General features: G+C 65.9%; 14 protein-coding genes. 6 read left to right on the forward strand and 8 right to left on the reverse strand.

What is annotated here, in order from left to right; translation table 11 throughout:
* The first annotated feature begins 14 nt into the window (after positions 1-14).
* The 3 genes from U0004_RS12015 (at position 15) to fdhD (ending at position 3,127) form a co-directional block, all read left to right on the forward strand.
* On the forward strand, positions 15-1,472 hold the full coding sequence (locus U0004_RS12015; protein ID WP_070259030.1) for a Ppx/GppA phosphatase family protein: 1,458 nt from the start codon (positions 15-17) through the stop codon (positions 1,470-1,472).
* Between the two features lie 93 nt (positions 1,473-1,565).
* Positions 1,566-2,231, forward strand: a complete 666-nt coding sequence (locus tag U0004_RS12020; RefSeq protein WP_081345829.1) for a hypothetical protein — start codon at positions 1,566-1,568, stop codon at positions 2,229-2,231.
* A gap of 68 nt (positions 2,232-2,299) precedes the next feature.
* Positions 2,300-3,127, forward strand: coding sequence for a formate dehydrogenase accessory sulfurtransferase FdhD (fdhD, locus tag U0004_RS12025; RefSeq protein WP_081345828.1), 828 nt, complete (start codon positions 2,300-2,302; stop codon positions 3,125-3,127).
* Here fdhD and U0004_RS12030 read toward each other — a convergent pair.
* The gene (locus U0004_RS12030; RefSeq protein WP_070259026.1) at positions 3,124-5,430 is read right to left on the reverse strand and encodes an FdhF/YdeP family oxidoreductase; all 2,307 of its coding nucleotides are present in this window, start codon (positions 5,428-5,430) and stop codon (positions 3,124-3,126) included. The two genes, fdhD and U0004_RS12030, sit on opposite strands and share 4 nt — an antisense overlap.
* 143 nt (positions 5,431-5,573) lie before the next feature.
* Here U0004_RS12030 and U0004_RS12035 point away from each other — a divergent pair, with 143 nt between their 5' ends.
* Complete coding sequence (locus U0004_RS12035) at positions 5,574-6,335, forward strand: GNAT family N-acetyltransferase (protein ID WP_070259024.1); 762 nt, start codon at positions 5,574-5,576, stop codon at positions 6,333-6,335.
* Here the strand turns inward: U0004_RS12035 and U0004_RS12040 are convergent.
* From U0004_RS12040 to U0004_RS12050, 3 genes are all read right to left on the reverse strand, one after another.
* Positions 6,268-11,733: a CHAT domain-containing protein gene (locus tag U0004_RS12040; protein WP_115057459.1), complete on the reverse strand. Its 5,466-nt coding sequence runs from the start codon at positions 11,731-11,733 to the stop codon at positions 6,268-6,270. The genes U0004_RS12035 and U0004_RS12040 overlap by 68 nt on opposite strands.
* A gap of 290 nt (positions 11,734-12,023) precedes the next feature.
* Complete coding sequence (locus tag U0004_RS12045; RefSeq protein ID WP_034786045.1) at positions 12,024-12,311, reverse strand: hypothetical protein; 288 nt, start codon at positions 12,309-12,311, stop codon at positions 12,024-12,026.
* Between the two features lie 181 nt (positions 12,312-12,492).
* Positions 12,493-13,185, reverse strand: coding sequence for an ABC transporter ATP-binding protein (locus U0004_RS12050; protein ID WP_034786044.1), 693 nt, complete (start codon positions 13,183-13,185; stop codon positions 12,493-12,495).
* Between the two features lie 324 nt (positions 13,186-13,509).
* Between U0004_RS12050 and egtD the strand changes: the two genes are divergently transcribed.
* A complete protein-coding gene (egtD, locus tag U0004_RS12055; RefSeq protein WP_081345827.1) occupies positions 13,510-14,502 on the forward strand; it encodes an L-histidine N(alpha)-methyltransferase in 993 nt (330 codons plus the stop codon).
* 7 nt (positions 14,503-14,509) lie between these two features.
* Positions 14,510-15,751: an ergothioneine biosynthesis protein EgtB gene (gene egtB, locus U0004_RS12060; RefSeq protein ID WP_115057460.1), complete on the forward strand. Its 1,242-nt coding sequence runs from the start codon at positions 14,510-14,512 to the stop codon at positions 15,749-15,751.
* A 1-nt stretch (position 15,752) separates the two neighbouring features.
* On the opposite strand, the gene U0004_RS12065 is transcribed toward egtB, so the two are convergent.
* From U0004_RS12065 to U0004_RS12080, 4 genes are all read right to left on the reverse strand, one after another.
* Positions 15,753-17,357, reverse strand: coding sequence for a methyl-accepting chemotaxis protein (locus U0004_RS12065; protein ID WP_070259014.1), 1,605 nt, complete (start codon positions 17,355-17,357; stop codon positions 15,753-15,755).
* 169 nt (positions 17,358-17,526) lie between these two features.
* On the reverse strand, positions 17,527-19,233 hold the full coding sequence (gene leuA, locus U0004_RS12070; RefSeq protein ID WP_070259012.1) for a 2-isopropylmalate synthase: 1,707 nt from the start codon (positions 19,231-19,233) through the stop codon (positions 17,527-17,529).
* A gap of 364 nt (positions 19,234-19,597) precedes the next feature.
* Positions 19,598-19,885 carry a barstar family protein gene (locus U0004_RS12075; protein ID WP_070259010.1) on the reverse strand — a complete coding sequence of 96 codons (288 nt, stop codon included), beginning with the start codon at positions 19,883-19,885 and terminating at the stop codon, positions 19,598-19,600.
* Positions 19,882-20,541 carry a hypothetical protein gene (locus tag U0004_RS12080; RefSeq protein WP_081345825.1) on the reverse strand — a complete coding sequence of 220 codons (660 nt, stop codon included), beginning with the start codon at positions 20,539-20,541 and terminating at the stop codon, positions 19,882-19,884. Before U0004_RS12080 ends, U0004_RS12075 begins: the two co-directional genes overlap by 4 nt.
* Between the last annotated feature and the right edge of the window lie 15 nt (positions 20,542-20,556).

Genomic DNA, 20,556 nt, shown 5'->3' on the forward strand with positions numbered 1-20,556 from the left:
GACAAGAGGCCAGTATGTATGCAGCGGTGGACCTGGGGTCCAACAGTTTTCGTTTACACGTCGGCAAGCATGATGGCGACACGATCCGCGTGGTCAAGAGCGTGCGCGACCCGATACGCCTGGCCGCCGGCCTGGACGCCAATGGCGACCTGACCGAGGCGGCCATGCAGGGCGCCCTGGCTTGCCTGCAGCGCTTTCGCGCCATCCTCGCCGGCTTCGAACTCGATGCCGTGCGCGTGGTGGCCACGTCGGCCATGCGCGTGGCGCGCAACGGCGCCGTCTTCCTGCCGCTGGCCGAACAAGCCATCGGCCATCCGATCGAGATCATCTCGGGCGAGGAAGAGGGGCGCTTGATCTACATGGGCGTGGCCAATGCGCTGGCCATTCCCGGCGAACGCCGGCTGGTGATGGATATCGGCGGCGGCTCGACCGAACTGATACTCGGGCGCGGCAACGATATCGAACGGGTCGAGTCGTTCAGCCTGGGCACGGTCAAGCAAAGCTTGTCGTTCTTCATCGGCGGGCGCATCGACGCGCCGTCGTTCGAGGCGGCCATCCTGTCGGCGCGCAGCCATTTCGAGGATGCCGCGCCGCCGTACCGTCCGCAGCACTGGAAGACGGCCTACGGCTCTTCCGGCACCATCCGCACCATCGCCGACATCATCGCCCGCAACAAGCTGGGCGACGGCTTGCTCACGAGCGCCAGCCTCGATGCGCTGGCGCGCCGCTTCATCGAACTCGGTCACACCAGCCGCATCGACATGCCCGGCTTGCGCCCCGACCGCGCCAGTACCATCGTCGGCGGCCTGGCCATCTTGATCGGCCTGTTCCGCGAACTGGCCATTCCCGCCATGACGCCGATCGAGGCGGGTCTGCGCATGGGCGTGATGTGGGATCTGTACCTGCGCTCGACCAAGCGCGACCGCCGCGAACAGTCGGTGCAGGGCTGCATGGAGAAATTCCATATCGACCAGCAGCGCGCCGGCCGGGTGGCCGAGCAGGCGCTGGCCATGTATGCGCAGCTCAAGCCCACGTCCGACGCCCTGGTGAAATCCCTGCGCTGGAGCAGCCTGCTGCACGAAGTGGGCCTGGCCGTGTCGCAGACGGGCTACCACAAGCACGCTTCCTACATCGTGGAGAACGCGGACTTGCCCGGTTTTACCACGCGCGAACAGAAGACCATGAGCCGGCTGATCCTGGCGCAGAAGGGCAACTTGCGCAAGATCGGCGAAGTGCTGTCCGACCCCGATTTTGCCAAGGCCGTGCTGGCGCTGCGCCTGTCGATCTTGCTCATGCATGCGCGCATCGAAGCCGATTTCAGCGAACTGCGCCTGCGCATGAAGAACCGCATCGAACTCGACATCAAGCGCGGCTGGGTCGCACACCATCCCACCGTGTCGTTCTGGATCGAGAAGGAGCAGGAATTCTGGGATGAGGTCGGGGTCGATTTCACCATCCGCGCCAGTGCCTAGAAGGTCATGCCGTGCGCATGACTTGATGTGCAGCAAGCAAGATTTTAAAAAACAGTATATATTGTTTATATTATTTATTAGATTGGAAAATCCATGACCAAAACCGTCCCAGCGAAAAAAGCCGACAGCGCGCCCGTATCGATGTTCCCTACCAGCGCCTCGATCAATGCGGCTGCGGCCAAGGCGGCACCGGCTGCTAAACCAGCTGCGAAAGCAGCCGTCAAGCCAGTGGCAAAAGCCGCCGTCAAGCCGGCGGCAGCCAAGCCAGCGGCGGTCAAGCCAGCCGTGGCCAAGGCGCCAGCCGCCAAACCGGCAGCGAAGGCCGCCGTTGCCAAGCCTGCGGCCAAAGCCGTCGTCAAAGCCGCCGTCAAACCGGCAGCCAAGCCAGCCGTGAAAGCTGTCGCCAAGCCTGCGGTGAAGACCGTCGCCAAGCCGGCCGCGAAAGCCGCCGCCAAACCGGTAGCCAAGGCGGCCGCCAAGCCTGCGCCAGCGAAAAAAGCGCCGGTCGCCAAAGTCGCCGCCGTCAAGGAAAAAGCCCGCAAGCCGAAACTGGTGCGCGACAGCTTCACCATGCCGGAAGCGGAATACGAAGTCCTGGGCCAGGTGAAGAAAGCCTGCCTGAAGGCCGGTTTCGAGATCAAGAAAAGCGAATTGCTGCGCATCGGCGTGGCGCTGATCAGCCAGATCGACCTGGCCACCCTGCAAAACGTGCTGGCCGGCTTGCCGCAGCTGAAAACGGGCCGTCCGAAGAAGGATTGATGGCGCGGGCAGGGGCCGCCCCCTGTCTGCCCGTTCTGGTTTACCATGGGGCCTGTGCTAGTTCCCCCATGGTTGCCATGTCAGAAGATACAGAGATCGAACGCGCCGGCTTTGTCGAGCGCGCCATTGTCCGCCACCAGGCGGGCATTTCTACCCCAGCCATCGACCACGTCGCCGAGGAAATTCCCGTCGCGCTGGTCTTCAATGGCATTTCCCACGTCGTCATGATGGCCACCCCGCGCGACCTGGAAGCGTTTGCCTACGGCTTCGCGCTGACGGAAGGCGTGGTCGCTTCCGCTGGCGCCATCTTCGACTGCGAAGTGTTCCTGCGTCCTGATTCCGCCGAAGTGGCTTTGAGCATCGCCCAGGAAGATTTCGTGCGCCTGAAGGATCGGCGCCGCCAACTCACGGGCCGCACGGGCTGCGGCGTGTGCGGCATCGACAGCATCGACATGCTCGATTTGCGGCCCGCAGCGCTGCCGCCGGCGCTGATCCACGTCGACCTGCCGGCCGCGCTGGCGCGCGCATCAAGCGGCTTGCGAGAACACCAGGCGCTGATGCGGGAAACGGGCGGCGTGCACGCAGCCGCGTGGTGCACGCCCGATGGCGATATCGCGCACGTATTCGAGGATGTCGGCCGCCACAATGGCCTGGATAAACTGATCGGCCATTTGGCACTGAGCGGGGCGGACATGCGGCGCGGCTTCGTCTTCCTGTCCAGCCGCGGCAGCTACGAGCTGGCGCGCAAGGCGGCGCGCATGCAGATACCGTTGCTGGCGACGATCTCCGCGCCCAGTTCGCTGGCCATTTCCATCGCCACGCAGGCGGGCATGAAGCTGGTGGGTTTCTGCCGCCAGGATGCGTACGTCGACTACACCCCCGGTATCAGTATTTAGGCAGCACTGCGCTGCAGCAGCACGGGGACGGACTTCGACGTGGGCGTGCCGGCGCCGTCGGCCGTGCTGGCCAGCGGCACCAGCGCGTTCGTCTCCGGGTAATACGCGCCCAGGCAGCCGCGCGGGATGTCGTAGGCCACGAGCCGGAAGCCGTCGGCGCGGCGCGCCACGCCATCGTCCCAGGCGCCGATCAAGTCCACCAGGTCGCCATCGGCAAAGCCCAGCATGGCGATATCTTCCGCGTTGGCGAAGACGACCTTGCGCGTGCCGTACACGCCGCGGTAGCGGTCATCCATGCCGTAGATGGTGGTGTTGTACTGGTCGTGCGAGCGCGTGCTCATCAACACCATCAGGCGCTCGCCATGCCGCGCGCGGGCGCGGTGCAGCGGCGTGTCGAGGTCCAGCGGAGCGACGAGGAAGCTGGCCTTGCCGCTGGCCGTCTTCCACACGCGTTCGCGCGACGCCACCGTCAGATGAAAGCCGCCCGGCTGCGCCACCCTGGCGTTGTAGTCGTAAAAGTCATCGAATACCTTCTCGATATCGTCGCGGATGCGCGCATAGTCTGCCGCATACGCGCGCCAGTCCACCAGGCTGCTCCCCACGGTCGCTTCGGCCATGCCGGCCACGATGGCCACTTCCGAGCGCAGCTGCGGCGAAGCGGGCGCATTGCGGCCGTACGAGATATGCACCATGCTCATCGAGTCTTCCACCGTCACGCCCTGCGCCACGCCGTGCTGCAGGTCGATCTCCGTGCGCCCCAGGGTGGGCAGCAGCAGCGCTTCCTTGCCGATGACCAGGTGGCTGCGATTGAGTTTGGTGGCCACCTGCACCGTCAGCGCGCACTGGCGCAGGGCGGCAAAAGTGAGTGGCGTGTCCGGCGTGGCCGCGGCAAAATTGCCGCCCAGCGCGATGAACACCTTTAGCTCGCCGCGCTGCATGGCTTCGATGCTGGCCACTACGTCGTGGCCATGCGCGCGCGGCGGCTCGAATCCATACACCTGGCCCAGGCGGTCGAGGAAGGCCTTGGTCGGCTTTTCCTCGATACCCACCGTGCGGTCGCCCTGCACGTTCGAGTGGCCGCGCACGGGGCACAGCCCGGCGCCCGGCTTGCCGATCTGGCCGCGCAGCATCATCAGGTTCGACAGCATGCGGATGGCCGCCACGCTGTGCTTGTGCTGCGTCAGTCCCATGCCCCAGGTGGCGATGATGCGCTGGCCCTTGACGAAGATGTCCGTCAATGCCTCGATCTGCGCGCGCGCCACGCCCGATTCTTTCAGCAGCAAGTCCCAGCTTTCGGCCCGCAGGTCGGCGCGGAAGGCGTCAAAGCCGCTGCAGTGTTCCGCGATGAAAGCGTGATCGACGACGGCGGGCCTGCCTGCCGCCAGCGCCGCATCGTCATGCTCGACGACGCGCTTGGCGACGGCCTTGATCAGGGCGAAGTCGCCGCCCAGGGTCGGCTGCACGAACAGGCCGGCCAGGCGCGTGCTGCCCAAGGTCGCCATTTCCAGCGCGCTTTGCGGATCCATGAAGCGCTGCAAGCCCCGTTCGCGCAGGGGATTGATGGAAACGATGCTGCCGCCGCGGCGCGCGCAGTCGCGCAGTTCGCCCAGCATGCGCGGGTGGTTGGTGGCGGGATTCTGGCCGAAGATGAGGATGGTGTCGGCCAGTTCGAAATCGGCCAGGGTCACCGTGCCCTTGCCGATGCCCACCGTGGCCGGCAAGCCGCGGCTGGTGGCCTCGTGGCACATGTTGGAGCAGTCGGGGAAGTTGTTGGTGCCGTACAGGCGCGCCATCAGCTGGTACAGGAAGGCCGCTTCGTTGCTGGCGCGCCCCGACGTGTAGAACGCGGCCTGGTCCGGATCGGGCAGGGCGCGCAGGTGGCGACCCACGAGGGCGTAGGCGTCATCCCAGGAAATCGGCACGTAGCGGTCGCTGGCAGCGTCGTACACCATCGGTTCGGTCAGGCGGCCATGCTGTTCGAGCGCGTAGTCCGACTGTTGCAGCAGCTGGGTGACGGTATGGCTGGCAAACAGTTCCGGGCCGGCGCGGCGGCTGGTCGCTTCGGCGGCGACGGCCTTGGCGCCGTTCTCGCAAAAGGCAAACGTGGAAGCGTGGTCGCGGTCGGGCCAGGCGCAGCCGGGGCAATCGAAACCGTCCGGCTGGTTTTGCGCCAGCAGCGCTTTCAGATTGCCGGGCGCGACCCGCTCCTGGCGCAGGCTGATGGCCACGTGTTTCAAGGCATCCCAGCCGGCTGCCGGCTTGGAGTAGGGCGTGATGTGTGGTGGGTCCTGGTCTTTCATCATGTCTTTCGGCTGGGCGAGTGTGGTAATTATGCACGATCCCCGAATGACATTGACTTGCGTCATGGAAATGACATTCGGCTGTCATTTTCCTGACATATTAGACAAGTACGCTGGAGTCGTCTTGATCACAGGGGGATGAAACCATGCAGAACATAATCGCATCAAACGAAGCCAAGGCCCGGCCGGTCCAACTGGTGCTGAGCCAGGCCACGACAGCGGCGGAAGTGCGCGAAGTCCAGCGTTTGCGCTACAAGGTGTTTATCGAAACCATGGGATTGAGTTCGCTGGCCAATGCCGATGGCCTCGACAGCGATGAATTCGACGCGCACTGCGACCACCTGATCGTGCGCGACGCCGATACCCTGAAAGTGGTGGGCACCTACCGCGTGCTGAGCGCGGCCAAGGCGGCCAAGATCGGCCGGCTGTATTCGGAAAACGAGTTCGACCTGAGCCGCCTGAAGAACCTGCGCGGACGCATGGTCGAAGCGGGCCGCGCCTGCATCCACCCGAAATACCGGGGCGGCAGCGTGATCATGCTGCTGTGGTCGGGTCTGGCCGAATACATGCGACGCGAGCGCTGCGACTACCTGGTCGGCTGCGCCAGCATCAGCCTGGCCGATGGCGGCCATAACGCCGTCGCCGTGTACCAGGCGCTGGCCGAAAAGCACATGGCCCCAAGCGAGTACCGCGTCACGCCGCACCTGCCTTTCCCCATCCACCAGGTGGAAGCGGCGCACAAACCGCAGGTGCCGCCGCTGATCAAGGGCTACCTGCGTTCGGGCGCCTGGATTTGCGGCGAACCGGCCTGGGACCCTGATTTCGAAAGCGCCGACATGTTCATGATGATGCCGCTGGCGAATCTGGACGAGCGCTATGCGCGCCATTATGGCGTGGTGCCTGGCTAAGGGCGGGAAGCGAGGACTGCAGCTGGCTGGCCAGCGCCTGCACGGCGCTGCGCAAGCCGGTGTCCGCGCTGTCGGGCGGCAGCAGTTCGAGCAGGAAGCGCAGCGGCGCCGTGATCGCTTCGGGTTCGCCGATGCTGCCGTGGCGCCGCACGGCGTCGTGATATAGCGCCATGAAGGCGGCGCGCGCGGGCGCGTCGAAAGGCTGGCCGTCCGGCACCTGCCACAGGGCCGCCAGCAGGGCGGCGCGCACGGGGGCGCCGGCATCGATGGCGCGGTGTTCGTCCGCGTGGCGCTGGCGCGCATAGGCGATGGCGTCGTGCAGCAAGTCGCCCAGCTGCGGATCGAGCGCGCGCCAGGCGCTGTCGTCGGCATGGGCTTTCAGCAGCAGGGCGCCCGCCAGCACCTGGAAAATGAGGTCGCAGTCGGCCACGCCGCTGCGCCGCCGTGCTTCTTCCAGCGCGGCCAGGCAGGCATCCGTCATGTCGCGCAGGGCCGGCGCGCCGGAGCTTCCTGCGCCGCAGGCCAGGCGCGCCTGCAAGGCCCAGTAGCGTCCCAGCAGCGCCAGGCGCTGCGCCGTGGGCGCCAGCGCCACCAGCAGGTCGATATGCTGTTTTCCGTCCTGCAGCAACTGCCGGCCCTGTGGCATATCAGGCACGGCAGGCACTTCGATGCCGGCGCCCGCATCGAGGCCGCACAGGGCGGCGCCCTGGCGTATCTCCAGTTCCGCCCAGTGCGCCAGCGCGCGCAAGCCCACCTTGCCGTCGGCCGCGCTGTGCGCCGCCCGGTAGTGTTCGATGGCGCGCAGGGTGTTTTCCAGGCCACCGAGGCCGGCCCGCGTGGCGGCCATGTTTTCGCGGATGTCGGCGCAACCGAAGAAGCGCGCGCGCACGGCTTCCTCGATGCTGCCCAGCTTTTCCTCGATGGCCGCGCGGCGCGCAGGATCGGCGCCCGCCAGGCGCGCGTGCAGGGTTTCCAGGTCGGCCAGCAGGTGGCCGTGGTAGTGGTAGTCAGGCGCTTGCCAGGGCCGGCTCTGGGTGTTCGGAAAGCGGTAGCGGTCGTCGCCATACGCCTGGTAGGCGCCCCAGGTGTTCGAGGCCGGGAACTGCAGGTACGCCGCTTCTCGCGCCAGGCGCACGGCGTCGCCGAAGTATTCGCCGCTCAGCATGGCGTGATAAAAGCTGTGCGCGAAGATGCTGGCCGCCTGGTCGTCGATGCGCCAGCCGGCAGCGATCACCGCCTGCGAGCCCATTTCAATGAAGGCCGTGGCCAGGCTGGCGGCCAGTTTCGACCATGGCGCGATGGCGTCGGGGCGCATGTCGCCCAGGTGGCAGCAATTGATGAAGACGAATTGCGGCACGCGCTTCAATTTACCTACCTGCGCCGCCGTCAGGCGGGTCTTCGGCCCCAGCACCAGCCCTGTATGGGCGATGCCGGGGCCGGCCACTTCGCCGTGGCCGGCCAGGTGAATGGCGAAATAGCGCTCATCGAACAGATGCACCAGCACGCGCTGCGCCTGCGGGCGCAGCAGCTCGCGCACCTGGTAGCCGTACGCGCCGAACATGCGCGCCACGTCCTGCGCCTCGGCCTGCGCGGCGGGCAGCTCGGGCAGGCCGGAATCGGTATCGCCGATCACCAGCACGCTGTTGCTGGGCGGGCTGACGGCGGACGGCTGCTCGCGCAGGCTGGCCAGCTGGCGCACCATGCCGATGCGCGTCGACAGCGGGCTTTCCTCGCTGCCCGCCTCGTCGCGCATCAGCTCCCACGGATAGATGGCGGCGCTCTGGTCGACGGCCAGGATCAGGCCGCGCATCTCGGGGATGGCCGCCTTCAGGCCATTGGGCAGCATCAGTTCGTACAGGGCGCGCGACAGGCCCGGCTGGTCGGTGGTGTTGTCGGTGGCGTCCATGATCAGGCCATCGACGGCTTGCCGCTGGTTCGGTTCCTCGTCGACGCTGTTGTGGGCGCGGTCCGTCAGCACGGTGAAGCGCAGGGCGCCGGAGAGATCCGCGGCGACGATCTGCACGCGGCGCCAGCCATTGTCGCCGCTCAGGCTGGGCAGGATGCGCCTGTAGCCGCCCGGGCTGTGGCGGATGCGCTGTTCGAAGGTGAAGCTGCCCTGGTAGCGCGCCTCGGCCATGATCTGCTCGATGGCCATGGCGGCGGCGATGGCGCGCGCCTCCGACTGTTCGTAGATGGCGATGTGGCCGATGCGGCAAGCCATGCCCGCGTCTTCCAGGCGCCGGTTGGCGCTGCGCGCGCCGTCGAGCAGGGCGCGGGCGCACAGGGCGATGCTCAAGCCGCCATAGCCGGAGCCGGACAGCAGGCTGGCCACGCGCAAGCCGTGTTCGCCCATCGGCGGCGCGGCTACATGGCCGGCTGCGCGCACCTGCAGGCAGACGCACGCGTATTCGAGCAGGCCGCCGGCAAAGGCGCGCGCCAGTTCGCCCGGCGTCAGCTCGCCCAGCGCGCCCAGGCCGATGACGATGGCGCCGCCGGGCCGGCGCGCCGCATCGGGCTGCAGCACCACCAGGGCGGAGTCGGGGCGCTGCGGAAAGCGCCCCAGCGCGTGGATTTCCTGCAGCTTGCCGGCCAGCAGGCGGTCCAGGAAGCTCATGCTGCCGCGCAGCGATTCGGACGCGTAGCAGCCGCTCATGACGGGTGCGTCGGCCGAGGCCATGCTGCCGTGGATGACGGATAGGCTCAGCTGTGGCGCGCGGCTCTCCGGTGCGCTGGCGGGGCCGGCGGCGCCGATGGCCGCGTCGAGCAATTCCTGCGGCTGCGGGTACAGCGGCGTAGCATCGGGCACATACGGATGGAAGCGGGGCGGGACGCCGCCAGGCGCGTGCGGCGGGTGCCGCGGCAGGGAGGTCCCCTGGCCGCTGTCGAGCAGTTGCGTGATGGCCGGGTAGTAGTCCTTTTGCAGCAGCAGGTCGCCATGCGCCACCGGCAGGTAGCAGGCCGCTACGCCGTCCGGCACCGCGCCTTGCCAGGCCGTGCGGCCATCGCCGTCCGGCGACCAGGCGGTCTCGATGCCGCCGTCGCGCAGGCGCAGCGCCACTGGCGTGTCGGCGCAGCCGGCCAGGTAGCTGCAATGGCGGGCGTCGAGCGGGGCCGCTTGCAGCAGGGCCACGGTGGCGCGCGCCGCGGCCAGCGCTGGCGCCTCGGGCGCCTGCCAGCCGCCGGGCAGGCCCGCTTGCCCATCGCCGGCGGCCAGCTGGGCCCAGGCGGCGGCGTCGAAATAATCGATGCCGCTCCCCGCCTGGGGCCACGGCAGCATTTCCAGCACGCCGGGAAAGGCGCGCACGAAGCCGAGAAACTGGCGCCGCGTGTGCTTCCAGCCTATCCAGCACGCCAGCATCTGCACCAGCCGGTCGCGTCCCAGCAGCACTTGCACCATCGCCTGCGTGCCACGGTTGGCCGTGCCCACCTGCAGCAGGCGGCTGCCGGGCAGGGCGCCGAAGCGCTGCCAGCGGTCTTTCAGGGCCAGGCGCGCCACCAGCCCGCCCATGCCGTGGGCCACGATGCGCAGCGGCTGGCCGCGCTGTTCGGCGTCGCCCATGGCCTCGTCGAGCACGGGCAGGAAGGCGCTGCCGGAATGCTGCAGCGAGAGGCGCCAGTCATAGGCAAAGGGCCGCACTTCCTGGCTTTGCGCGAGGAAGCGGGCAAACGGTTCATAGCAGGATTCGATCCAGCCGGCGCTGACGATGTGCGGCTGGCCCACGGCCAGGCGTTCGATGCGCCCTTCGACCAGGTTGACGGGGTCGAACCAGATGCGGTTGCTGCCCACTTGCAGGTGGCTGCCCAGCATGTCGGGCAGCAGCAGCACGATGGGCGCGTGCGCGCGCCGTTTCGGCACTTCGCCGCCGCGCCCCAGCGCGCCATGTTCCAGGCCGGCCAGCGGCTGGTAGCCGGTTTCGTCGCCCGTGAGCGCCTGCACGGTGGCCAGGCTGGACGGCGCGCGCTCGAAGTAGTTCAGGTGGTGCGTCTGCGGCCCGCGCAGCAGCAGTTGCCGCACCGGCGTGCTGCGCGTGGCGCCGCCGGCCATCGAGGCGCAATTGACCACCAGGTCGTTCTGCCCGCCGTACAGCTGTTCGCCCAGGCAGTCGCCCAGCCAGCCCAGCAAGCCATCGCCGCTGCAGGCGCCGGCCAGCACATACAGCGGGCTGGCCACGCGCACGTCGGGCGCGTTGAGCAGCGCCACCAGGGGCGAGTCGGGCATCATCGCTTCCAGGCCAGGCAGGATGCGCGCGTCGCAGCGCTGCTGCACCACGGCCAGCAGGAATGCCACGGCGCCATCGGGAGCGTCGTCCTGCAGCAGCAGGTTGAACATCACGCTGGCCCAGCGGTCCAGCCGGCCCGACATCAAGGTGGTGCCGCGCGCCGGGCAGGCCACGCGCACGAAGCGGGCGATGCGGATGGCGCGTTTCTTCAGTTCCACGCTCAGTTCGCGCAGGCGCGCCGCATCCTCGTCGTAGCCGCCGCGGCCGCCCAGCCGTGCCTGCGCCGTGAAGTGGTCGATATCGTGGCTGTTGAACGCTTCGCCACCCACCGTGTTTTCGCTCAGCCGCTCCAGGCCGTCGCCGGCCAGGTCGACGGCGCCGCGGCTGTCGATGCGCTGCGCCCGCGCCAGCAACTCGCCCACCAGGCCGCCGCGCGAATGGGCCAGCAGGTGCAGCACGGCGCCGTGCGGCAACTGGCGCACGAGGGCCAGCGCATTCTGGATGGGGCTGTCGCTGAGGCTGCGGTGCTCAAAGCCATAGATGCGGTTGCCGTACTGCGCCGCCAGTTGCGGCGCCAGGCCGTTGCGCCACAGGCCGCCAAAGCTGCGCTGGGTCGACGAGGCCGTGCCGTGCAACAGCAGCAGCACAGGTTCCGGTCCGGCGGGCAGGCTGGCGACGGCCGTCATGTTGCCGGCCTCGATGCCGCAGCGGTACAGACCCAGGCGCTGTTCCAGCTGGCGGTCCTGGAAGGCGCCCGCCGCCGCCAGCGCCGTCATGGCGGCGGCGCCGCAGCGGTACACGCGCACGGCCCGCAGCATCCAGGCGCCCAGGCCGTCGCGGCTGGCGCCGGGCGGCTGGCGCGCCGCCTGCGGACGCAAGGCCAGCCCCACTTCGATGCTGGCGGGCGCGCCGTCGCGCGCTGCCGTGGCCGGTCCCAGGTAGCGTGGCAGGTCCAGGCTGCCCGCCAGCAGCGAACTGCCGTCGCACAGCAGCAGTTGCACCACGTCGGACGGGCCGATATCGAGGGCGATGCGGCAGCTGCCGATGCCGCGCGCGCTGGATAGCACATGGGTCTGGCCATGCCAGCCGGGCGCGGCGGGGCAGTCGCCGGCATTGGCGAGGGGATCGCGCGTGAGCGTCAGGCGCAGCACGGGCGGCGCAAGAGGGGCGCTGGACATGCGGTTGGGATCGCTGGTTAAAAGCCGACCTTGATGCCTGCGCGGACTATGCGTGTTGTGTCAGATCAAGTGTGAGTGGAAATGCTGGCTGGCGGGGCAATGCAGGGTGAAGGCGGGGAGGGTGTGGAACTGGGGCGGGAGGGCAGAGAAACGGTCAGCATGGTTTGGGCTGGGTCTCTTCGCTATCGTGCTCGGATGTTGTGCGGTGAGCGAACTACGCGAATTTCATGGCAAAAGTTCATGGCGCCGGGAACCTGGGTGCCTGGCATGGCATTACAACAGTGGTTATATCAATGGACTGGCGTGGCGGACAGTTCCTTCAGTTCGCGGATGGTGATGTCCGATTTTTCATGCATGCGCAATAAAATCGTTGCACCGACCGACAGTTTGCCGTGACGAATCTTGCTGATGATGGGGGGCTGGACTTCCAGTACACGGCACAGTTCCGCATCATTTTTCAGGTTCATCTTCTCGATCAGGGTATCGAGCAGCTTGTTGGGCACAAAACTCGATGGTTCGAGCGCACGCGCCCGGTTCATCGCCTCAATCATTTCCAGCTTCTTTTGCCGAACGTTCATTTACTCCTCCTTCAGGTTATGCAAGGGACGAGACCACTTTGACGCGGTCCCGGCTATAGTTCGTCATCGCAGTACGGCTGTCTGGGTGACGTAGTACAACATTCGCGTTACAACATTGATAACCAGGCAAGTGTTTAAATAATACTACGATAACAAAACTTGTGACAGATGGTCAGTTAAATTAACTGATTGTTTGATCAGTTTGGTTGACGATTGTTGTATTTTGTAGTCCGCTTTTCGTCAGAATCATGGTCCGGTCCGCCATTTCGGCGGCGGCCAGCGAATGCGTGACCATGATCGCGCAACTGCCGTTGGCCTTGATTTCGGCGCGCAGCAATTGCAGGATGCTGTGCGCCGTGTCCGGGTCGAGGTTGCCGGTGGGCTCGTCGGCCAGCACCAGTGCCGGCTTGTGGACGAGTGCGCGGGCAATGGCCACGCGCTGCATTTCGCCGCCGGACAATTGCTGCGGAAAGTCGCCGCCGCGCCCGCCCAGGCCGACCGCCTCGAGCATGCTGGCGGCACGCTCCTGGGGCAGTCCGTTGAGCAGCAGCGGCAGGGCCACGTTTTGCAGCAGGGTCAGATGCGGCAAGACGTGGAAGGCCTGGAAAATAAAGCCCATGCGGGCGCGACGCAGCCGGGTGGCGGCGGCGTCATCGAGGCTGGACATGGCAATGCCGTCCACCAGGATAGGGTGCGCTTCGGCACCCGCGTCGGGCGTATCGAGGCCGGCGATCAGGTTCAGCAAGGTCGACTTGCCCACGCCCGAGTCACCCATGATGGCGATGAATTCCCCGGCCTTGAAGCGGCAGGAAATGTTGGCCAGCACGGGACGGGCATTGGCATAGGACTTCGACAGATGGCGCAATTCGAGCATGGTGTTAACGGCTATCGTAAAGGGAGGCACGCGGGGGAGAGGGGGGCCTGGGAACTGCAAAGGGGCGCGGATTGTTTGGCCGGCAATGTGTAGTATACGACAGGCTTATGCTTTTTGCTTGGTAATACCACTTTTGTGTGGTTCCTGCGGCAGACGGCGCGCATCGACCTTAAGTTACCTGCCGCACCGCTGGCTTGCGCGGATTCCGCTATGATGAGAAAAAGTCATCGGCAGAGGCGCCCGCAAACCGCTGCGGCAGGGGCGGTGCGCCCGGTGGCTGACCGTGCAAGCCCTTCGTGAACCTAACATTGACGACGCCAGCCCATGACCATGCCACTTGCGCAACAGCAGTCCGATTTCCGTCCCGCCAGCCACGCCAGCGCGGCCAGCGCCACTCCTGCCACGATAGCCGAGATCAGCAGCGGCCTGCTGGCGCGCGATGCCTGGACGTCGCCCAAGTACCTGTACGACGCGCTCGGCTCCAAACTGTTCGAAGCCATCTGCGCCTTGCCCGAGTACTATCCGACGCGCACGGAAGCGGCCATCTTCGCCCGCCATGGCGCCGAGATCGCCCACGCCGTGGGGCCGGGCAGCACCCTGATCGACCTGGGCGCGGGCAATTGCGCCAAGGCCGCCAGCCTGTTCCCCCTGCTGCACCCGGCCCAATACGTGGCCGTGGATATTTCCTACGATTTCCTCAGCGAATCGCTGAGCCGGCTGCAGCAGCGCTTTCCGCACATCGAGATGACGGGCCTGGGCCTGGATTTTTCCAGCCGCCTGGACTTGCCCGACAGCGTGCGCGAGGCACGGCGATTGTTCTTCTATCCCGGCTCGTCGATCGGTAATTTTGCGCCCGAGCAAGCAACCGCCTTTTTTCGCCGCCTGCGCGCGAATGCGGACGGCGATGGCGGCCTGCTGATCGGCGTCGATCTGATCAAGGACGATGCCATCCTCGACGCCGCCTATGACGATGCGCTGGGCGTCACGGCCGCCTTCAACCTGAACATGCTGCGCCACGTGAACGGGCTGATCGGCGCCGATTTCGACGTGCGCGCGTGGCAGCACCACGGCTTTTTCAATGCCGACGAGCGCCGCGTCGAAATGCACCTGGAAGCGCGCAGCGAGCAGTTTGTCCATTGGAAAGGCGGCCAGCGGCGCTTCGCGAAAGGCGAGCGCATCCATACTGAAGACAGCTATAAATACACGCGCGCCACCTTCGTCGGCTTGCTGGAGCAGGCAGGGTTTTCCACAGTGCAAGTCTGGACGGACCCGCAGCAGTGGTTTGCCGTCATTTATGCGCGTGTCATCAGGGACTAAGGAAAAGATGCTGATCGATCATTACCACTCAGTGCGCCAGCACTCGCTGCGGCTGGCCGAACCCCTGTCCGACGAGGATTGCGGCGCCCAGTCGATGCCGGACGCCAGTCCCGTGAAATGGCATCTCGCGCATACCACCTGGTTTTTCGAAACGTTTATTCTGGAAAGCATGGAAGCGGCGTTCGCGCCATTCCACCCGGCCTTCCGCGTGCTGTTCAATTCCTATTACAACGGCGTGGGCGAGAAGCACCCGCGCGCCCAGCGTGGCTTGCTGACGCGCCCCGGCATGGACGTCGTGCGTGCCTACCGGATGGATGTCGATGCGCGCATCGGCCGCCTGCTGGCGGGCGAACTGGCGCGCGAGGAGCGCGAACGGCTGACCATGCTGCTGGCGCTGGGGCTCGAACACGAGCAGCAGCACCAGGAATTGCTGTTGACGGACGTCAAGCACCTGCTGGCGCAGAGCGCCCTGTTTCCTGCCTACCTGGATCGCATGGATAGCGCGGCGCCATCAGTGCAGCAAGCCGCGCAGCCCACTGCCTGGCTCGCCTTCGACGGCGGCCTGGCGCAGATCGGCCATGCGGGCGACGGTTTTTGCTTCGACAATGAGTTGCCGCGTCATCCGCAATATGTGGCGCCGTTCGAACTGGCCAGCGCCCTGGTGACGAATGGCGACTACCTGGCCTTCATCGAGGCGGGCGGCTACCGTACGGCGCATTGGTGGCTGGCCGAAGGCTGGGACTGGGTGCGCAGCGGGCAGCTGGAATGCCCGTTGTACTGGCAGCGCGACGAGGCGGGGCAATGGCAGGAATTCACTCTATATGGTTTGCATCGGCTCGACCTGCAGGCGCCGGCCACGCATCTGTCCCTGTTCGAGGCGGACGCCTATGCGCACTGGGCCGGCGCGCGCCTGCCGACGGAAGCGGAATGGGAAGTGGCGGCGCAAGGCGTCGCGCTGCAAGTTGGCCAGCTGCATCCGGCCGCCGGCGCACCGGGAACAGGACTGCGGCAAATGTTCGGCCACTGCTGGCAGTGGACCAGCAGCAGCTACGCGCCGTATCCCGGCTACCGCACGGCGCCCGGGGCGCTCGGCGAATACAACGGCAAGTTCATGCTGAACCAGTATGTGCTGCGCGGTTCATCGTGCGCCACGCCGGCCGGCCATGCGCGCGCCAGCTACCGCAATTTCTTCCCGGCCGGCGCGCGCTGGCAATTTTCCGGCATCCGCCTGGCGCGCCAGGTGGAATAACTTAGTGCAGTCGCGGGACGGCGGGTGCGTCAGGGCGGGGCGGCGCCTTGGCGGCAGTGTTCTGTTCCAGCTTGAACTGGCTGACGAGGGTTTCCAGTTCGCCCGCCTGTTCATGCATGGCCGCCGCCGCCGCGGCCGCTTCCTCGACGAGGGCCGCGTTTTGCTGCGTCGTCTGGTCCATCTGCATGATGGCCGCATTGATTTGCTCGATGCCTTCGCTCTGCTCGTGGTTGGCGACGCTGATTTCACCGACGATGGCGCTGACCCGGCCCACGCTGGCCACTACTTCATCCATCGTGGCGCCCGCCTGGCTGACCAGTTGCGCGCCCTGGCCGACCCGGCTGACGGAGTCGGCGATCAGTTCCTTGATTTCTTTCGCCGCCGCCGCCGAGCGTTGCGCCAGGTTACGCACTTCGGACGCCACCACGGCAAAGCCGCGTCCCTGTTCACCTGCGCGCGCCGCTTCCACCGCCGCGTTCAGTGCCAGGATATTCGTCTGGAAGGCGATGCCGTCGATCACGGCGATGATGTCGACGATCTTGCGCGACGATGCATTGATGGCATCCATGGTGCCGATCACTTCCGCCATGGCCGAGCCGCCGCGCTGGGCGATGGCCGATGCCGAGCGCGCCAGGCTGTCGGCCTGGCGCGCATTGTCGCTGTTGCTGCGCACGGTGCCCGTCAGTTCGATCATCGACGAGGCCGTCTCTTCCAGCGCGCTGGCTTGCGCTTCCGTGCGGGCCGACAGGTCGGCATTGCCGCTGGCGATCTGGCTCGACGCCACGGCTATCGTGCCCGTGCCGCCGCGTACCTGCCCCACGAGGGTGGCCAGGTTGGCGTTCATGTCGCGCAGCGCCTGCAGCAGCTGGCCCGCTTCATCCTTGCCTTCGGCCACGATTTTGCTGCTCAGGTCGCCTGCGGCCACGGCTTGCGCCACGCGCAAGGCATAGGCGATGGGCGTAGTGATCGAGCGCGTGACCCGCCAGGCAAAGAGCACGCCCAGCAGCAGCGCGGCCGTGCCCAGGCTGGCCATCAGCACATTCGCTGCGGAAATATTCTGCTGGATTTGCTGGCCGCCATGCACGACCACGCCGCGCTGGATTTCATTCAGGCGGTTCACCGTCTTTTGCAACTGATTCAGGGCGGGCAGGGTATCGTCGCGCACGTGCTTGGCCGCTTCCGCGCGCTGTCCCGCCACCAGCAGCTTGTCGGCCTGGCTGAACGAGACAACATAGGCCTTGCGCTGCTGCTTCAGGGTAGCCAGCAGTTCCTTGCCTTCAGGCAGCACGATCAGGCGGTCGAGCACGACCAGCGCATCGGTGATGGTGGCCTTGTTGGCGTCGATTTCGCCGTGGATGGCGTTGGCGCGGGCCGGATCTTCATGGATGAACAGTTCCAGCACCAGTGCCGCGTTCGAACGCGTGGTGCTGCGGATGGTGGCGATGGCGTCGGCCTTGGCCCAGTCTTTCTCGATGATGGCTTCGCTGAGCGCGCCGATCTTGTCGAGCCGGAAAAGGCCCGTGCCTACCAGCACTGCCATCAGTAACAGCACCACGCCAAAACCGGCGCCCAGGCGCACGCCTATCTTCATATCCGTCAATTTCATACTGATTCCCTCGGTAGCTAATGATCTGTCTCCGGTGGTCTTGTTATGCAACGATTATACGGTCGGTGATACCTGATTTGCACTACTAATTGCCCAATAGAAATGAAAAAGCGGCACGGCGATCAAGCCGTACCGCTTTTTCTCCCTATGAGGGATGCCCTGGCCGTGCTCAGGCGGCGTTGGCAGCCACGTCGGCCTCTGTTGTTTTTTCAGCGTCCGTCTGCTTGATGCGGCGGTTCACGGCCGACAAGACAGCCTTGAACGAGGCGGTGACGATATTGCTGTCGATGGCGGCGCCGAACAGGGTCGGGCCATTGTCGAGGCGCAACTCCACGTAGCAAGCCGCTTGCGCGTTGGCGCCGGAGCCGATCGAGTGCTCATGGTAGTCCATCAGCTTGATGTCGAGACCGAGGGCGTTGACGAAGGCATCGATGGGGCCGTTGCCGCCGCCTTGCAGGGCCAATGGCGTCTGACGGTGCGACAGGCTGATGTCGATCTGCACGGATTCGTCGCTGCTCGTGTCTTCCACCATGCGGTGCGAAGCGTAGGCGTACGGCGCCGTCTGCTCCAGGTATTCCTTCTGGAAGATTTCATGGATATCCTGCGCGGCGATTTCGCGGCCCGTGGCGTCGGCCACGGCTTGCACGGCGCGCGAGAATTCGATCTGCAGGCGGCGCGGCAAGACCAGGCCGTATTCCTGTTCCAGCAAGTACGCCATGCCGCCCTTGCCGGACTGGCTGTTGACGCGGATCACGGCGTCATAGCTGCGGCCCAGATCGGCCGGGTCGATCGGCAAGTACGGCACTTCCCAGATGCTGTCCGGTTGTTGCTTGGCGAAACCTTTCTTGATCGCATCCTGGTGCGAGCCGGAGAATGCCGTAAATACCAGGTCGCCCGCATACGGGTGGCGCGGGTGGACGGGCAGCTGGTTGCACTCTTCCACGCACTTGCGCACGGTATCGATGTCGGAGAAATCGAGGCCCGGATGCACGCCCTGCGTGTACAGGTTCATCGCCAAAGTCACCAGGTCGACGTTGCCCGTGCGCTCGCCATTGCCGAACAAGCAGCCTTCCACGCGGTCGGCGCCCGCCATCACGGCCAGCTCGGCCGACGCGACGGCCGTGCCGCGGTCGTTATGCGGATGCACGCTGATGATGATGGAATCGCGGCGCGCCAGTTTGCGCGACATCCATTCGATCTGGTCCGCGTACACGTTGGGCGTGCTGCATTCCACGGTCGATGGCAAATTGATGATCATCTTGTTGGCCGGCGTCGGCTTCCAGATGGCGCTGACGGCGTCGCAGATATGCTTGGAGAAATCGAGTTCCGTGGTGGAAAACGATTCCGGCGTGTATTCGAAACCCCATTCCGTTTCCGGATGCTGCGCCACCAGCTGTTTTACCAGGGTGGTGCCGGTGGTGGCGATATTCGTGATTTCCTCGCGCGACATGCCGAACACGACTTTGCGGAACACGGGCGCCACGGAGTTGTACAGGTGGACGATGGCGCGCTTGGCGCCGACGACGGATTCCACCGTACGGCGGATCAGCTCTTCGCGCGACTGGGTCAGCACGATGATGGTGACGTCGTCCGGGATGCGGCCTTCATCGACGAGCTTGCGTACGAAATCGAAATCCGTTTGCGATGCCGATGGGAAGCCCACTTCGATTTCCTTGAGGCCGATGGCGATCAGCATGTCGAAGAACCGCAGCTTCTTTTCCGCGCTCATCGGCTCGATCAGCGACTGGTTGCCGTCGCGCAAGTCGGTGCTCATCCAGATAGGCGGTTTGCTGATGATCTGGTTCGGCCATTGACGGTCGGTCAATTTGACGGGAGGAAAGGCGCGGTATTTGGAAGCTGGGTTTTGCAACATCATGATCGGGTACTCCTGAAGATAGGGGGAAATCAATGGTTGTGGCGCAAGCTTGCCGGGCGGCCACGCAACACTAGGCCAGGCAAGCGATCGGTAGCGATAGCGGTGCAGCGACGATGCCAGCGGGGGCGGTCGCAGGGGGAACTACGTGTACGAATGGGGATGGTGCAAACATCATCAAACCTTCCAGGGTTTTTGAAACACGCCGGCGTGTGGCCAGGCGAAGCAATGCGGCAAACTTATGCGCGTGCTAGGTGTAGTCGCGATAGCGACAGCAGGGAAGGGGATGGATGTTTGAAGGAGGACATGCACTTAATGTAAGGGAGGTTGGGGCGGGCTGTCAAGCGTTTCCTGGCGTCACGTTGTGTCAAGCGTAATGCACTTGCGCGGCCAGGTCCGGCATTTCCTGCGCCATGCGCGCCAGGATGCGCTGCAGGATGGCCGCATCGTGCGGCAGCCGTGCGGCGAAGGCTGGCCAGCCGCGCAGCTCCAGTTGTTGCGGCATGTCCACCAGGCCAGTGACGGCGTCCCAGAACGCATCCCAGTTCATGCCGTAGAAGGAAGGAAAACCCAGCGCGGCGGCCAGCGCCGCATGCAGCTGGCGCGGCGAGTTGATATCGCTCAAGTCGATCGTGACAAGGGCTTGCCTGCTCACAGTATTCCCTTGAGCAAGTTCTGCAGGTTTTCCCGCATGCCGCCGACCACCGTTTCGTGGCGTTCCAGGATGGCGGGGGCGTCCTTGAATGGCTCAGGGTCGAGATACAGGCGCGGCAAGTCGGCCACGGCTACGCCGCGTGGGCCGCCGCGCAGGATGTCATCCGCATGCTGCTGGATCGAGTTGACGGCCGCCTGGACGCGCGGCGTCGCGGAGGCGGCCAGGCAGGCGGCCAGCGCGGCGTCGAGGTCGGCGCGCGCGGGGGCTTGCGGCAGCACGGGGGCGGCGATCTGTTCCAGCGGCGACATGTTGACGGCCGGCTTGCGGTACGCGAGCAGGGTATCGAGCGCCATCAGCCGGTGTGGGCCGCCTTGCCCGAGCCAGCCGGCGATGCGGGGCCAGGGCGTGCCCAGCAGCGCTGCCGCCACGCCCCATTGTCCCGCCACGGGCGAGCCGACATTGGCGTCGATCCAGGCGAGGGCGGCTGGATTGCCTGTGTAGGCCAGCAAGATGGCGTTCGACGAGCGCAGCGCGGGCGCCTGCGTGGCGAGGATGGCGGTCAGCCAGGCGAGGGCGCCGTCGGGCTGCTGCTGCGATAGCTGTTGCGCAAATGGGTCGCTCAGGGCGCGGCTGTCGGCAAATTGGTGTTCTGACATATTGATTGGAGGAAA

Source organism: Janthinobacterium lividum (genome assembly GCF_034424625.1).
In the GTDB taxonomy this organism is placed as follows: domain Bacteria; phylum Pseudomonadota; class Gammaproteobacteria; order Burkholderiales; family Burkholderiaceae_D; genus Janthinobacterium; species Janthinobacterium lividum.

Excerpts from the sequence above, each read along its gene's own strand:
- U0004_RS12015 (WP_070259030.1), top strand. The coding sequence starts at position 15 with ATGTATGCAGCGGTGGACCTGGGGTCCAACAGTTTTCGTTTACACGTC.
- U0004_RS12020 (WP_081345829.1), top strand. The coding sequence starts at position 1,566 with ATGACCAAAACCGTCCCAGCGAAAAAAGCCGACAGCGCGCCCGTATCG.
- fdhD (WP_081345828.1), top strand. The coding sequence starts at position 2,300 with ATGGTTGCCATGTCAGAAGATACAGAGATCGAACGCGCCGGCTTTGTC.
- U0004_RS12030 (WP_070259026.1), bottom strand. The coding sequence starts at position 5,430 with ATGATGAAAGACCAGGACCCACCACACATCACGCCCTACTCCAAGCCG.
- U0004_RS12035 (WP_070259024.1), top strand. The coding sequence starts at position 5,574 with ATGCAGAACATAATCGCATCAAACGAAGCCAAGGCCCGGCCGGTCCAA.
- U0004_RS12040 (WP_115057459.1), bottom strand. The coding sequence starts at position 11,733 with ATGTCCAGCGCCCCTCTTGCGCCGCCCGTGCTGCGCCTGACGCTCACG.
- U0004_RS12045 (WP_034786045.1), bottom strand. The coding sequence starts at position 12,311 with ATGAACGTTCGGCAAAAGAAGCTGGAAATGATTGAGGCGATGAACCGG.
- U0004_RS12050 (WP_034786044.1), bottom strand. The coding sequence starts at position 13,185 with ATGCTCGAATTGCGCCATCTGTCGAAGTCCTATGCCAATGCCCGTCCC.
- egtD (WP_081345827.1), top strand. The coding sequence starts at position 13,510 with ATGACCATGCCACTTGCGCAACAGCAGTCCGATTTCCGTCCCGCCAGC.
- egtB (WP_115057460.1), top strand. The coding sequence starts at position 14,510 with ATGCTGATCGATCATTACCACTCAGTGCGCCAGCACTCGCTGCGGCTG.
- U0004_RS12065 (WP_070259014.1), bottom strand. The coding sequence starts at position 17,357 with ATGAAATTGACGGATATGAAGATAGGCGTGCGCCTGGGCGCCGGTTTT.
- leuA (WP_070259012.1), bottom strand. The coding sequence starts at position 19,233 with ATGATGTTGCAAAACCCAGCTTCCAAATACCGCGCCTTTCCTCCCGTC.
- U0004_RS12080 (WP_081345825.1), bottom strand. The coding sequence starts at position 20,541 with ATGTCAGAACACCAATTTGCCGACAGCCGCGCCCTGAGCGACCCATTT.